Source organism: Streptomyces peucetius, assembly GCF_025854275.1.
In the GTDB taxonomy this organism is placed as follows: domain Bacteria; phylum Actinomycetota; class Actinomycetes; order Streptomycetales; family Streptomycetaceae; genus Streptomyces; species Streptomyces peucetius_A.
Genome location: NZ_CP107567.1, coordinates 4488752 through 4503184, shown reverse-complemented (window position 1 = coordinate 4503184; position 14433 = coordinate 4488752). Strand labels below are relative to the sequence as shown.

Here is a 14433-nt window from a genome sequence, read left to right as displayed (position 1 = left end):
GCACCCGACGCGCACCGGCTTCCCCTCCGGTGACTCTTCGTCGCTGTGCGCTCACTGCCCAGAGTAGGGGCGGGTGATGCAAGTGGGGAAGAGGAGCTGCGATCAGGCGCCTACTGTGACAGACACGCCCGATCGAGTACATAGCGCGTCAACGGCCGGTAGAAGTCGGACCGTACGCCGTCGTCAAGCGGAACGGCGACCGACACCCGGCCCTCGGCCGCGCCGACGAACAGCGCGGGATCGTCCGTGTCGGCCACCCCGATGGCCTCGATACCCAGTTGACCTGCGCCGCAGACCCAGCCGTGATCGCCGACGACCAGATCGGGCAGCGGCCCGCCGGCGTTCACGGCCGCCTGGAGCGCGAGCCTGACCGGCAGCGGGGAATGGGTGTGCACGCCGACCGCACGCGCCCCCGGTTCACTGAGCAGGGCCACACCCCGTACGTACTCCAGGCGGTAGGGACGTACGCCGAACCGGGTCGTTATGTCGACACATCGCCCCTGCGCGGGTGTGAGTACGGAGCAGCCCGCCGCCGACACGGCGTCTGCCAGACCGGCGTAGAACCCGATCAGCCGGTGCGGGTGTCCGGTCCCGAACAGCACGGAGCCGCCCCGTGCGGCCACCGCCCCCAGCCGCGCCGCGAACGCGGCGAGCCCGGCCAGGGTCAGCTCGGGATCGATGACGTCCGCGCCGCTCACATGCTCAGGATCGGCCGACACCCCGCACCGGTCGGCCATGAGCGCGACGACGTCCCGCACGCTCCAGGCCCACCCGGGGTCGAGGCCGATCGTGACCCGGGGGTCACGCGCGACGAACGCACGATAGCTCCGCAGACTCGTCTCACGGGTGGTGGCGACCTCACCGGCCAGTCGTGACGCCAGCAGGTGCGCCCGCAGCGCTCGGGTGCTCAACACCTTCCCGATGCTGACGCACCCGGGCACCCGGGACAGGAAAATCCGGTAAAACCCCTACAGTTGGCGTAATGCGGCTCCGGGGCCGTCCGACGGGCCCCCGATGGACCGCCGATTGGGCCGCGACCTACGCCAGCAGGCCCCGCAGCGGAAAGGCCGCCCGCCGGGTCGCCAGCACGGCCTGGTCCAGCCGGTCGGCAGGGTCGTAGCCCTCCTCCCAGCCGCGCCAGGCCACCGGCCATCGGCCGTCCGTCATCCGCGCCGGCGCCAACTGCCGGGTCTTCGCGTACACCTCGTGCCGCCACGACGACGGGATCACCGACTCGGGCTCCACCGGCTCGTGGGCCGCGATGCCCACCAGATGGGTCCACGACCGGGGCACGACGTCCACGACCGCGTACCCGCCGCCGCCGAGCGCGACCCAGCGGGCGCCGTCCACATGCTCGTGCGCCAGGGCGTGGCACGCCTCCTGGACCGCGCGCTGCGCGTCCAGCGACACCGCCAGATGCGCCAGCGGGTCCTCGAAGTGGGTGTCCGCACCGTGCTGCGTCACCAGCACCTGCGGCCGGAAATCGGCCAGTAGCTCCGGCACCACCGCGTGGAACGCCCGCAGCCATCCTTCGTCGCCCGTGCCCGCGGGCAGCGCCACGTTCACCGCGGAGCCCTCCGCGTCGGTGCCGCCCGTCTCCTCCGGCCAGCCGGTCTGCGGGAACAGCGTGCGCGGATGCTCGTGCAGCGACACCGTCAGCACCCGCGGATCGTCCCAGAACGCCGCCTGGACGCCGTCCCCGTGGTGGACGTCCACATCGACGTACGCGACGCGCTCCACGCCCAGCTCCAGCAGCCGCGCAATAGCCAGCGACGCGTCGTTGTAGACACAGAACCCGGACGCACCACCGGGCATCGCGTGGTGCAGCCCGCCCGCGAAGTTCACCGCGTGCGCGGCGTCCCCGCGCCACACGGCCTCCGCCGCACCGACGGACTGGCCGGCGATCAGAGCCGATGCCTCGTGCATCCCGGCGAACGCCGGGTCGTCGACCGTGCCGAGTCCGTACGCCTGGTCGGCGGCCTTCGGGTCGGCCGACGCCGCCCGTACCGCCTCGAGGTAGTCCTCCCGGTGCACGAGACGCAGCGTCGAGGCCCCGGCGGGCTTCGCGGCGACCAGGCGCATCGACCGGTCGAGACCATAGGCCCGTACCAGCCCCATGGTCAGCGCGAGCCGCACCGGATCCATCGGATGGCCGAGTCCGAAGTCATACTTCGTTACCGCCTCGTCCCACATCAACAACCCGCGGCCGCTCATGCCCGCCACCGTATCGGGCGCCTCCCTCGCCGAACGACCTGGCATACACCAACGTCACCAGGACCAGCACCATCGGCACGAGCATCGCCCCGCGATAGCTCCAGGCGTCGCCGAGTGCCCCCACGAGGGGCGAGCCGACGAGGAAGCCGACGTAGTTGAAGACGTTCAACCGGGCCACGGCAGCATCGCTGCCGCTCCCGGCCGGGAACAGCCGGCCCGCCGCCGCGAACGTCTGCGGCACGATCACGCACAACCCCAGCCCCAACACCGTGAACCCGAGCATGCCGACCCAAGCACCAGGAGCGCCGGCCACCACGGCGAACCCCGCCGCCGCCAGCACCGCCCCGCACCTGACGACCGCCACCGCCCCGAAGCGACGCACCCCGAGGTCCCCGACGGCCCGCCCCACCAGGGTGGTCACCATGTAGGCGTTGTAGGGGACGGTCGCGAGCTCCTCCGAACTCCCGAGCACGTCCTGCAGATACTTGGCGCTCCAGTTGGAGACGGTCGAGTCCCCGATGTACGCGAACGTCATCACCAGGCACAGCGGCAGCAGCAGCCGGAACGCGGCAGGGCTCCCGGCCGGCTGCGCCTGTGGGTCCCCGTCGACCACCTGGGCAGCGCAGCGCTGCTCGTCGGCGTACCAACGGCTCGCCGCCGCCACCGCCGGCACGAGCACCAGGACCACTGGCAGGTACGACACGACCAGCGTGAGGTCCCAGTGCGCCCCGGCCCAGGCGAGCGAGGCGCCGACGATGCCGCCGAGGCTGTACGCGGCATGGAAGCCGAGCATGATGCTTCGGCCGTAGGCCCGTTGCAAACCGACGCCGAGCATGTTCATCGACGCGTCGAGCGCTCCGACGGCCAGCCCGAACACCGCCAGGGCGACGGCCACCTGCCACAGCCGGTCGCCGGCGGCGACGCCGAGCAGGGACAGCAGCACCACGGGCTGCGCCCAGCGCAGCACCGTACTCACGGCGACCCGCCGCACGACGCGCCCGGTCAGCACACTCCCCACCCCGGCGAGGACCGGCACGGCCGCAAGGAACAGTGGCAGCAAGGCGTCGGATATCCCGTACCGGTCCTGGATGGCGGGGATACGGGTCACCAGCAGCGCGAACGCGACGCCCTGGGAGAAGAAGCTGAACGCCAGAGAGGCGCGTCCGTGGCGCAACCGCGGATCTGTCATGGCCGCACAGCGTATGCCCGGGCCCTACTCAGCGGTAGGCGGATCACGCAAGCAGTTCGAGCAGCTCGCGAACGGCTCACACGAGCAGTGCGGGCAGCTCCTCCATCGCACCGAACCAGCCGTTGGCGCCCCGGAGTTCCGCCTCGGCGGTCATGGCCGTGAAGCCGTACACGTCCATCCCCGCCGCCAGGGCCGCCTGCACACCGAGACGGCTGTCCTCCACGACGACGCACCGCCCGGGCGCCACCCCCATCCGCTCGGCGGCGTGGAGGAAGAGATCAGGCGCCGGCTTGCCCTTGCCCACGTCCTGGGCGCTGAAGACGATGTCGTCCGTGAACCACCGGTCCAGGCCAGTCCTGCGATGACCGACGCGGATGCGCTCGTGACTGCCGGAGGACGCGACGCAGTACGGCACGGCATCGGCCTGGAGCTTCTCCAACACCTCGGTCACTCCGTCGACGGGCGTCAGCTCTCGCTCGAAGGCGGCGAACACCCGGGCATGCAGGGTGTCGTCGAAGTCCGCGGGCAGCGCCTGCCCGGTCCGCTCGCGTATGAGGTCGTGGACGCGGTGCACGGCGGCGCCCATGTAGTCGCGCAGTGAGTCCTCGTACGTGGTGGGGTGGCCGAGTTCACTGAGATAGCCGGCCAGGATGGTGTTCGAGATGGGCTCGCTGTCGACGAGCACACCGTCGTTGTCGAAGATGACGAGGTCGTAGCGCATGCCGACGACCCTAATCGAGCGGCAGGGTCCTGCCCGGTGCCTGCCGGGCCTTGAACGCGGAAAAGCCCCGCACCACAAGGGTGCGGGGCTTCCCCACAAAGATTGTTCGGCGGCGTCCTACTCTCCCACAGGGTCCCCCCTGCAGTACCATCGGCGCTGAAAGGCTTAGCTTCCGGGTTCGGAATGTAACCGGGCGTTTCCCTAACGCAATGACCACCGAAACACTATGAAGATGTTCGAACTACCAGCCGGCAACCCCGCAACAGGGGTCGGGCGAGTTCGTTACTTCAGAACTAACACAGTGGACGCGAGCAACTGAGGACAAGCCCTCGGCCTATTAGTACCGGTCAACTCCACCCCTTACAGGGCTTCCATATCCGGCCTATCAACCCAGTCGTCTACTGGGAGCCTTACCCTCTCAAGGAGGTGGGAGTCCTCATCTCGAAGCAGGCTTCCCGCTTAGATGCTTTCAGCGGTTATCCTTTCCGAACGTAGCCAACCAGCCATGCCCTTGGCAGGACAACTGGCACACCAGAGGTTCGTCCGTCCCGGTCCTCTCGTACTAGGGACAGCCCTTCTCAAGACTCCTACGCGCACAGCGGATAGGGACCGAACTGTCTCACGACGTTCTAAACCCAGCTCGCGTACCGCTTTAATGGGCGAACAGCCCAACCCTTGGGACCGACTCCAGCCCCAGGATGCGACGAGCCGACATCGAGGTGCCAAACCATCCCGTCGATATGGACTCTTGGGGAAGATCAGCCTGTTATCCCCGGGGTACCTTTTATCCGTTGAGCGACGGCGCTTCCACAAGCCACCGCCGGATCACTAGTCCCGACTTTCGTCCCTGCTCGACCCGTCGGTCTCACAGTCAAGCTCCCTTGTGCACTTACACTCAACACCTGATTGCCAACCAGGCTGAGGGAACCTTTGGGCGCCTCCGTTACCCTTTGGGAGGCAACCGCCCCAGTTAAACTACCCATCAGACACTGTCCCTGATCCGGATCACGGACCCAGGTTAGACATCCAGCACGACCAGAGTGGTATTTCAACGACGACTCCACCTGAACTGGCGTCCAAGCTTCACAGTCTCCCACCTATCCTACACAAGCCGAACCGAACACCAATATCAAACTGTAGTAAAGGTCCCGGGGTCTTTCCGTCCTGCTGCGCGAAACGAGCATCTTTACTCGTAGTGCAATTTCACCGGGCCTATGGTTGAGACAGTCGAGAAGTCGTTACGCCATTCGTGCAGGTCGGAACTTACCCGACAAGGAATTTCGCTACCTTAGGATGGTTATAGTTACCACCGCCGTTTACTGGCGCTTAAGTTCTCAGCTTCGCCCCACCGAAATGGAGCTAACCGGTCCCCTTAACGTTCCAGCACCGGGCAGGCGTCAGTCCGTATACATCGCCTTACGGCTTCGCACGGACCTGTGTTTTTAGTAAACAGTCGCTTCTCGCTGGTCTCTGCGGCCACCCCCAGCTCAAGCAGCAAGTGCTATCACCAGGAATGGCCCCCCTTCTCCCGAAGTTACGGGGGCATTTTGCCGAGTTCCTTAACCATAGTTCACCCGAACGCCTCGGTATTCTCTACCTGACCACCTGAGTCGGTTTAGGGTACGGGCCGCCATGAAACTCGCTAGAGGCTTTTCTCGACAGCATAGGATCATCCACTTCACCACAATCGGCTCGGCATCAGGTCTCAGCCTCAATGTGTGACGGATTTGCCTATCACACGGCCTACACCCTTACCCCGGGACAACCACCGCCCGGGCTGGACTACCTTCCTGCGTCACCCCATCGCTTACCTACTACAAGTCTGGTTCGTCGGCTCCACCACTCCGACCTCGTCCGAAGACTCAGCCGGCGGCTTCACGGACTTAGCATCGCCTGATTCGATATTGGGCGTTTCAAAGCGGGTACCGGAATATCAACCGGTTGTCCATCGACTACGCCTGTCGGCCTCGCCTTAGGTCCCGACTTACCCTGGGCAGATCAGCTTGACCCAGGAACCCTTAGTCAATCGGCGCACACGTTTCTCACGTGTGTATCGCTACTCATGCCTGCATTCTCACTCGTGAACCGTCCACAACTCGCTTCCGCGGCTGCTTCACCCGGCACACGACGCTCCCCTACCCATCCCAGCGGGCGTTGGCCCTCATGCTGGAATGACACGACTTCGGCGGTACGCTTGAGCCCCGCTACATTGTCGGCGCGGAATCACTTGACCAGTGAGCTATTACGCACTCTTTCAAGGGTGGCTGCTTCTAAGCCAACCTCCTGGTTGTCTCTGCGACTCCACATCCTTTCCCACTTAGCGTACGCTTAGGGGCCTTAGTCGATGCTCTGGGCTGTTTCCCTCTCGACCATGGAGCTTATCCCCCACAGTCTCACTGCCGCGCTCTCACTTACCGGCATTCGGAGTTTGGCTAAGGTCAGTAACCCGGTAGGGCCCATCGCCTATCCAGTGCTCTACCTCCGGCAAGAAACACACGACGCTGCACCTAAATGCATTTCGGGGAGAACCAGCTATCACGGAGTTTGATTGGCCTTTCACCCCTAACCACAGGTCATCCCCCAGGTTTTCAACCCTGGTGGGTTCGGTCCTCCACGAAGTCTTACCTCCGCTTCAACCTGCCCATGGCTAGATCACTCCGCTTCGGGTCTAGAGCGTGCAACTCAAACGCCCTGTTCGGACTCGCTTTCGCTACGGCTTCCCCACACGGGTTAACCTCGCTACACACCGCTAACTCGCAGGCTCATTCTTCAAAAGGCACGCAGTCACGACTGCATGTGCAAGCACATACAGCGACGCTCCCACGGCTTGTAGGCACACGGTTTCAGGTACTATTTCACTCCGCTCCCGCGGTACTTTTCACCATTCCCTCACGGTACTATCCGCTATCGGTCACCAGGGAATATTTAGGCTTAACGGGTGGTCCCGCCAGATTCACACGGGATTTCTCGGGCCCCGTGCTACTTGGGTGTCTCTCAAACGAGCCGCTGATGTTTCAGCTACGGGGGTCTTACCCTCTACGCCGGACCTTTCGCATGTCCTTCGCCTACATCAACGGTTTCTGACTCGTCTCATTGCCGGCAGACAATGAAAGAGAGATCCCACAACCCCGTATGCGCAACCCCTGCCGGGTATCACACGCATACGGTTTGGCCTCATCCGGTTTCGCTCGCCACTACTCCCGGAATCACGGTTGTTTTCTCTTCCTGAGGGTACTGAGATGTTTCACTTCCCCTCGTTCCCTCCACACTGCCTATGTGTTCAGCAGCGGGTGACAGCCCATGACGACTGCCGGGTTTCCCCATTCGGAAACCCCCGGATCAAAGCCTGGTTGACGACTCCCCGGGGACTATCGTGGCCTCCCACGTCCTTCATCGGTTCCTGGTGCCAAGGCATCCACCGTGCGCCCTTAAAAACTTGGCCACAGATGCTCGCGTCCACTGTGTAGTTCTCAAGCAACGACCAGCCACCCACCACCCCGCCGCAACCGCGACGAGTTCACTGGGGCCGGCATCCCGAAGGACGAGCAACGCTCGCACCCTCAGACACCCAACAGTGTGCCCGGCAGAATCTCCCACCAGCCGCCTCGTTCCACGCTCCGAAGAGCAGTACTGGAAGCAGCAGGCGAGCAAGTCCCTGCCGAATAATCAACGTTCCACCCATGAGCAACCGTGCGAGTCATTCGCTCGCAGTCGGCCATGTGCTCCTTAGAAAGGAGGTGATCCAGCCGCACCTTCCGGTACGGCTACCTTGTTACGACTTCGTCCCAATCGCCAGTCCCACCTTCGACAGCTCCCTCCCACAAGGGGTTGGGCCACCGGCTTCGGGTGTTACCGACTTTCGTGACGTGACGGGCGGTGTGTACAAGGCCCGGGAACGTATTCACCGCAGCAATGCTGATCTGCGATTACTAGCAACTCCGACTTCATGGGGTCGAGTTGCAGACCCCAATCCGAACTGAGACCGGCTTTTTGAGATTCGCTCCGCCTCGCGGCTTCGCAGCTCTTTGTACCGGCCATTGTAGCACGTGTGCAGCCCAAGACATAAGGGGCATGATGACTTGACGTCGTCCCCACCTTCCTCCGAGTTGACCCCGGCAGTCTCCTGTGAGTCCCCATCACCCCGAAGGGCATGCTGGCAACACAGAACAAGGGTTGCGCTCGTTGCGGGACTTAACCCAACATCTCACGACACGAGCTGACGACAGCCATGCACCACCTGTATACCGACCACAAGGGGGGCACCATCTCTGATGCTTTCCGGTATATGTCAAGCCTTGGTAAGGTTCTTCGCGTTGCGTCGAATTAAGCCACATGCTCCGCTGCTTGTGCGGGCCCCCGTCAATTCCTTTGAGTTTTAGCCTTGCGGCCGTACTCCCCAGGCGGGGAACTTAATGCGTTAGCTGCGGCACCGACGACGTGGAATGTCGCCAACACCTAGTTCCCAACGTTTACGGCGTGGACTACCAGGGTATCTAATCCTGTTCGCTCCCCACGCTTTCGCTCCTCAGCGTCAGTAATGGCCCAGAGATCCGCCTTCGCCACCGGTGTTCCTCCTGATATCTGCGCATTTCACCGCTACACCAGGAATTCCGATCTCCCCTACCACACTCTAGCCTGCCCGTATCGAATGCAGACCCGGGGTTAAGCCCCGGGCTTTCACATCCGACGCGACAAGCCGCCTACGAGCTCTTTACGCCCAATAATTCCGGACAACGCTTGCGCCCTACGTATTACCGCGGCTGCTGGCACGTAGTTAGCCGGCGCTTCTTCTGCAGGTACCGTCACTTTCGCTTCTTCCCTGCTGAAAGAGGTTTACAACCCGAAGGCCGTCATCCCTCACGCGGCGTCGCTGCATCAGGCTTTCGCCCATTGTGCAATATTCCCCACTGCTGCCTCCCGTAGGAGTCTGGGCCGTGTCTCAGTCCCAGTGTGGCCGGTCGCCCTCTCAGGCCGGCTACCCGTCGTCGCCTTGGTAGGCCATCACCCCACCAACAAGCTGATAGGCCGCGGGCTCATCCTTCACCGCCGGAGCTTTCAACCGCAGACCATGCGATCCGCAGTGTTATCCGGTATTAGACCCCGTTTCCAGGGCTTGTCCCAGAGTGAAGGGCAGATTGCCCACGTGTTACTCACCCGTTCGCCACTAATCCCCTCCCGAAGGAGGTTCATCGTTCGACTTGCATGTGTTAAGCACGCCGCCAGCGTTCGTCCTGAGCCAGGATCAAACTCTCCATGAATGTTTACCCGTGATCGGGTGCACATCCGAAGAGCGGAACAACCGGTCGGAATAGGACCGGTCGTTCACAGCGTCCTCGCTGTGATTGCCGCCCCGCAAGCGGGACGGACTTTTTCAAAGGAACCTCGACCATCCGAAGATGGGCGGGGTATCAACATATCTGGCGTTGATTTTTGGCACACTGTTGAGTTCTCAAGGAACGGACGCTTCCTTTGTACTCACCTCAGATTCCTCTGAGGCTTTCCTCCGGGCGCTTCCCTTCGGTCTTGCGCTTCCGACTCTATCAGATCTTTTCGATCCGATTTCCTCGGTGCTTTCCGGCCTTTCGGCTTTCCGGCGGTTCCGACTCTATCAGACTCTTTCGGGCCTGACTCCCAGTCAGCGGGAATTGTCTTTCGGGCTGTTGGGCCGTTCCGACGAGTGAGACTTTAGCGAATCCTCCGCCGCGAAGCTAATCGGGGCCGGCGTCCTTTCGAACGTGGATTCTTCATTTCGCAAAAGCGCACGGAAGAACGGGCGACACGGAATGCCGCTCGGTCGAAGTGGGTCTTGCGGAATGGCCGCCCGGGGCCGACCGGAGTCGGTGCTCACGTCGGGCAACCCGGAGAACACTACGGACGCCGGTACTTGATGTCAACCCGCCCCCAGGCAGTAGTCTTGGGCGCATGACATCGCGTACGTGCTTCCTTCAGTGGTGGGCCGCCTGACGGCGGCCGGCGCCTACGCATGCACCCACGGCCGCCGCTTCGGCGGCCGTTCGCGTATCTCCCTCCGGGGGTCCGGCCGCTGGGCGCGGCGGCTCCGACCAGGAGACGGAGTACGGAATGAAACGGATCTTCAGCGGCGTCAAGCCGACGGGGCATCTGACTCTCGGGAACCACCTCGGGGCTCTGCACAGGTGGGTCGAGGTCGATCAGCACCAGGCGGACGCGCTGTTCAGCGTGGTGGATCTGCACGCCCTCACGGTTGAGCACGATCCTGCTCGCGTCCGGCGGCTGAGCAGGCAGGCGGCGACGCTGATGCTGGCGGCGGGTCTGGACCCGGACGTGTGCACGCTCTTCGTCCAGAGCCATGTGGACGAGCACGCCCGGCTCTCGTACATCCTCGAATGCACGGCGACCGACGGCGAACTGCGGCGCGTGATCCAGTACAAGGAGAAGGGCGGTCAGGCGCGTGCCGCGGGACAGAGCGTGCGGCTGTCGCTGCTGACGTATCCGGTGCTGATGGCCGCGGACATCCTCGCGTACGGCACCGACGAGGTGCCGGTCGGCGAGGACCAGACCCAGCACGTGGAGCTGGCGCGCGACCTGGCCGTGCGGTTCAACCAGCGCTACGGGCACACGTTCACCGTTCCCCGGGCCACGCATCCCACGGTGGCGGCCCGGGTCATGGATCTGCAGGACCCCACGTCGAAGATGGGGAAGTCCCATGCGTCGGGTGCCGGAATCATCTATCTGCTCGACGAGCCCGACGTGGTGCACAAGAAGATCATGCGCGCGGTCACGGACAGCGGACAGGACGTCGAGTACGACCCCGACTCCCGGCCCGGCGTCGCGAATCTGCTGGAGATCCTCTCTGCCTGCACGGGAGGGAACCCGAAGGAGCTGGCCGGTGTATATGAGTCGTACGGGGCCTTGAAGAAGGACACGGCCGAGGCCGTGCTGGAGCTGCTGAGGCCGATCAGGGAGCGGCATGCGGAGCTCGCGGCTGATCCGGGACACATCGACGCAGTGCTGAGGAAGGGGGCCGAGCGGGCCAGGGAGATGGCCCGTCCGACGGTGGACGCCGCCTATCGGGCGATCGGACTGCTGCCTGCCGTGTGACGGCGGACAGGGCGGGATGCGGGCAGGATGCGGGCAGGCTGACCGGGCCGTGGCGGGGCGGGCCGGTCAGCCGTTGCCGGAGGCGAGTTCGCGGCTTCGGTCGCGGGCCGCTTCGAGGGCGGCGATCAAGGCGGCGCGTACGCCGTGGTTCTCGAGTTCTCGGATGGCGCTGATGGTGGTGCCGGCGGGGGAGGTGACTGCTTCACGGAGTTTCACAGGGTGTTCGCCGCTGTCGCGGAGCATGACGGCGGCGCCGATGGCGGCCTGGACGATCAGGTCGTGCGCCTGGGCGCGAGGAAGGCCGAGGAGGATGCCTGCGTCGGTCATGGCCTCGACGAGGAAGTAGAAGTACGCCGGGCCGGAGCCGGAGAGTGCGGTGGCCGCGTCCTGCTGGGATTCGGGGACGCGGAGGGTCTTGCCGACGCCGCCGAAGATCTCCTCTGCGTGGACGATGTGCTCGCCGGTGGCGTGGCTGCCGGCGGAGATCACCGACATGCCTTCGTCGACGAGCACGGGGGTGTTCGGCATGACACGGACGACGGGGGTGCCCGGGGCGAGGCGCTCCTCGATGAAGGAGGTGGTGATACCGGCAGCCGCGCTGATGACGAGGCGGTCGGCGGTGAGGTGCGGGGCGAGTTCGTCCAGGAGCTTGCCCATGTCCTGCGGCTTCACGGCGAGGATCAGGGTGTCGGCGCGCTTGGCGGCCTCTGCGTTGCTGACGGAGTCGACGCCGTAGCGGCCCTGCAGTTCGTCGGCGCGCTCGGTGCGGCGGGTGGTGACCAGCAGGTCCGCGGCGTGCCAGCCGGCGCGGATCATGCCGCTGAGCAGGGCTTCGCCGATCTTGCCGGTACCGAGGACTGCGACTGTCTGGGTCATGGCTGAAGTTCACCTCGCCGGTGGGGACACGTGCGCACATCCTGTCACCGGATGCGGTGACGTGCCTGTGTGGTCCGAGTGTCGGACGGGCGCGTGAGCGTCCGTGGCGGACCGGGAGCGAGCGTCCGTGGCGGGCGAGGTGGACCGGCTCAGGCGGTGCGGCGGCGCAGGGTGGCCGCCCCCAGGGTAAGGACGAACAGCGCGCAGGCCGCGACGACCAGGACGTCGCGGACGAATTCGCCGGTGACATCGGCATTGCGGAGAACCTCGTTCATGGCGTCGACGGCGTAGGACATGGGCAGCACGTCGGAGATCGCCTCGAGTACCGGCTGCATCTTGTCCCGGGGGGTGAACAGGCCGCACAGCAGCAGCTGGGGGAAGATCACGGCCGGCATGAACTGGACCGCCTGGAACTCGGAGGCGGCGAAGGCGGAGACGAAGAGTCCGAGCGCTGTGCCCAGCAGTGCGTCGAGGAGTGCGACCAGGAGCAGCAGCCAGGCCGAGCCGGTGATGTCGAGGCCCAGGCCCCACAGGGCGAGGCCGGTGGCGAGGAACGACTGGACGACGGCGACGAGTCCGAAGGCGAGCGCGTAGCCGGCGATCAGTTCGGCCTTGCCGAGCGGCATGGCGAGGAGCCGTTCCAGGGTGCCGGAGGTGCGTTCCCGCAGGGTGGCGATGGAGGTCACCAGGAACATCGTGATCAGCGGGAAGATGCCGAGCAGCGACGCGCCGATGGAGTCGAAGGTCGCTGGGCTGCCGTCGAACACGAACCGCAGGAGGAACAGCATCACGCACGGCACGAGGATCATCAGGGCGATGGACCTCGGGTCGTGCCGGAGCTGCCGCAGGACACGCGCGGCGGTGGCGAGAGTGCGGGAGGGGTTCATCGGGCGTTCTCCTCGAGGGCTTTGGCCTGGTCGACCAGGTGGAGGAAGGCCTGTTCGACCGTTTCCGAGCGGGTGCGGGTACGCAGGTCGCCGGGTGCGTCCTCGGCGAGGATCGTGCCGTCGCGCATGAGGAGGAGGCGGTGGCAGCGTTCGGCCTCGTCCATGACGTGGGAGGAGACGAGGATCGTCGCGCCGCGTTCGTCGGCGAGGCGGTGGAAGAGGTCCCAGAGGTCACGGCGGAGGACGGGGTCGAGGCCGACGGTGGGTTCGTCGAGGACGAGCACTTCGGGTGTGCCGAGCAGGGCGACGGCGAGCGAGACGCGGCTGCGCTGACCGCCGGAGAGCCGGCCGGCGAGTGAGTCCGCGTGCGAGGCCAGGTCGACGTCCTCGATGGCTCGGGTGACGTACTCGTGGCGGGCGTCGCGGCTCCGGTGTCCCGGCAGGAGGACCGAGGCGAAGTACTCGAGGTTCTGGCGGACGGTGAGGTCGTCGTAGACGGACGGCGCCTGGGTGACGTAGCCGATGCGCGCGCGGAGCTCGGCGGCACCGGCGGACCGGCCGAGCACCTCCAGGGTGCCGCTCACCTTGGCCTGGGTGCCGACGACGGCGCGCATCAGGGTCGACTTCCCGCAGCCCGACGGGCCGAGGAGGCCCGTGATGCGTCCCAGGAGGACGGTGAAGTCGATGCCGCGCAGGACGGTGCGGTCCCCCCGTACGACGGTGAGGCCGCGGGCGAGGACGGCGATCCCGGAAGAATTCATCATGTGATGAATAATGCTCCCGGCGTACGGACCCGTCAAGCAGCGCGCCCGGTCACACCCCTCGGGGCGTGACCGGGCGCGGTCCGGTGCGGTCTGATGGGGTCTCGATGCGGTCCGGTGCCGTCCGGCGTGGTCTGCGGCGGCTTCCTGTGGCGGTTCGCCGGCAGCGCGGTCAGGTGCGCTTGGGCCTGCCGCCCTTCGACTTGCGGGCGGCGGATTTGCCGGAGCGGGTGCCGCGGCGCTTCTCGTACTGCGCCAGAGCGGTCTCGTACTCGGTGCGGCGCAGCCGCTCCCCCGGAGCCTCGACGAGGCAGCGCAAGGAGTACGCGATGAGCGAGCCGATGAAGCCGATCATCTTCAGGCTGCGCAGGGAGTCCTCGGCCGACGAGCCGTCAGGGCGGCGCGAGAAGCCCTCCCACGTCTTGCGGAACGCGATGGCGCTGCACACGGCGAACATGACGACGACAAGGGCGTTCACAAAGCTGCCGACCTCGGCGATCGCAAGGCCCTGGTAGGCGAAACGCAGGACCAGGGCCCCCGCGAAGGCGGTCACCAGCGAACCGACGGCGACGCCGGCCCGGCGCAGCCCGTATCCCCCGTCGTGGCCGACCCAGGTCGTGCCGAAGAAACGGATGGGCTCGGGCTCCGGGCCGCCGCCGCTCGTCGTGGTGTTCTCGGTGTGCTCGCTCACGGGGTCGATTATCC

At 65.4% G+C, this 14433-nt stretch carries 9 protein-coding genes and 3 rRNA genes; 1 reads left to right on the top strand and 11 read right to left on the bottom strand.

The window, feature by feature from the left end; all coding sequences use genetic code 11:
- Positions 1-110: 110 nt before the first annotated feature.
- The 7 genes from OGH68_RS20740 to OGH68_RS20710 all read right to left on the bottom strand — a co-directional run bounded on the left by OGH68_RS20740 (position 111) and on the right by OGH68_RS20710 (position 9382).
- Positions 111-914, bottom strand: a complete 804-nt coding sequence (locus OGH68_RS20740) for a phosphatase (RefSeq protein ID WP_264246123.1) — start codon at positions 912-914, stop codon at positions 111-113.
- Between the two features lie 124 nt (positions 915-1038).
- Positions 1039-2193: an acetoin utilization protein AcuC gene (locus tag OGH68_RS20735; RefSeq protein WP_264250195.1), complete on the bottom strand. Its 1155-nt coding sequence runs from the start codon at positions 2191-2193 to the stop codon at positions 1039-1041.
- Positions 2165-3403 carry an MFS transporter gene (locus OGH68_RS20730; RefSeq protein ID WP_264246121.1) on the bottom strand — a complete coding sequence of 413 codons (1239 nt, stop codon included), beginning with the start codon at positions 3401-3403 and terminating at the stop codon, positions 2165-2167. Before OGH68_RS20730 ends, OGH68_RS20735 begins: the two co-directional genes overlap by 29 nt.
- Before the next feature lie 76 nt (positions 3404-3479).
- A complete protein-coding gene (locus tag OGH68_RS20725; protein WP_264246119.1) occupies positions 3480-4124 on the bottom strand; it encodes an HAD family hydrolase in 645 nt (214 codons plus the stop codon).
- A 104-nt stretch (positions 4125-4228) separates the two neighbouring features.
- Positions 4229-4345, bottom strand: a 5S ribosomal RNA gene (gene rrf / locus OGH68_RS20720).
- Between the two features lie 96 nt (positions 4346-4441).
- Positions 4442-7566 (bottom strand): 23S ribosomal RNA (locus OGH68_RS20715).
- Positions 7567-7854: 288 nt separating this feature from the next.
- Positions 7855-9382: ribosomal RNA gene (locus tag OGH68_RS20710) — 16S ribosomal RNA — on the bottom strand.
- The 16S, 23S and 5S rRNA genes sit together here, the layout of an rRNA operon.
- An 823-nt stretch (positions 9383-10205) precedes the next feature.
- On the opposite strand from OGH68_RS20710, the gene trpS reads away from it, so the two are divergent.
- A complete protein-coding gene (gene trpS, locus OGH68_RS20705; RefSeq protein ID WP_264246116.1) occupies positions 10206-11204 on the top strand; it encodes a tryptophan--tRNA ligase in 999 nt (332 codons plus the stop codon).
- A gap of 66 nt (positions 11205-11270) precedes the next feature.
- Here trpS and proC read toward each other — a convergent pair whose 3' ends face one another.
- The 4 genes from proC to OGH68_RS20685 form a co-directional block, all read right to left on the bottom strand.
- On the bottom strand, positions 11271-12080 hold the full coding sequence (gene proC / locus OGH68_RS20700; RefSeq protein WP_264246114.1) for a pyrroline-5-carboxylate reductase: 810 nt from the start codon (positions 12078-12080) through the stop codon (positions 11271-11273).
- Between the two features lie 149 nt (positions 12081-12229).
- Positions 12230-12967 carry an ABC transporter permease gene (locus tag OGH68_RS20695; protein ID WP_264246111.1) on the bottom strand — a complete coding sequence of 246 codons (738 nt, stop codon included), beginning with the start codon at positions 12965-12967 and terminating at the stop codon, positions 12230-12232.
- On the bottom strand, positions 12964-13731 hold the full coding sequence (locus OGH68_RS20690; protein WP_264246109.1) for an ABC transporter ATP-binding protein: 768 nt from the start codon (positions 13729-13731) through the stop codon (positions 12964-12966). Before OGH68_RS20690 ends, OGH68_RS20695 begins: the two co-directional genes overlap by 4 nt.
- A 169-nt stretch (positions 13732-13900) precedes the next feature.
- A complete protein-coding gene (locus OGH68_RS20685) occupies positions 13901-14419 on the bottom strand; it encodes a hypothetical protein (RefSeq protein ID WP_264246107.1) in 519 nt (172 codons plus the stop codon).
- Positions 14420-14433 lie beyond the last annotated feature (14 nt).

Bases quoted from the DNA above. Each gene is read 5' to 3' on its own strand.
- OGH68_RS20735 (WP_264250195.1), bottom strand. From the start codon at position 2,193: ATGTGGGACGAGGCGGTAACGAAGTATGACTTCGGACTCGGCCATCCG.
- OGH68_RS20730 (WP_264246121.1), bottom strand. From the start codon at position 3,403: ATGACAGATCCGCGGTTGCGCCACGGACGCGCCTCTCTGGCGTTCAGC.
- OGH68_RS20725 (WP_264246119.1), bottom strand. From the start codon at position 4,124: ATGCGCTACGACCTCGTCATCTTCGACAACGACGGTGTGCTCGTCGAC.
- trpS (WP_264246116.1), top strand. From the start codon at position 10,206: ATGAAACGGATCTTCAGCGGCGTCAAGCCGACGGGGCATCTGACTCTC.
- proC (WP_264246114.1), bottom strand. From the start codon at position 12,080: ATGACCCAGACAGTCGCAGTCCTCGGTACCGGCAAGATCGGCGAAGCC.
- OGH68_RS20695 (WP_264246111.1), bottom strand. From the start codon at position 12,967: ATGAACCCCTCCCGCACTCTCGCCACCGCCGCGCGTGTCCTGCGGCAG.
- OGH68_RS20690 (WP_264246109.1), bottom strand. From the start codon at position 13,731: ATGATGAATTCTTCCGGGATCGCCGTCCTCGCCCGCGGCCTCACCGTC.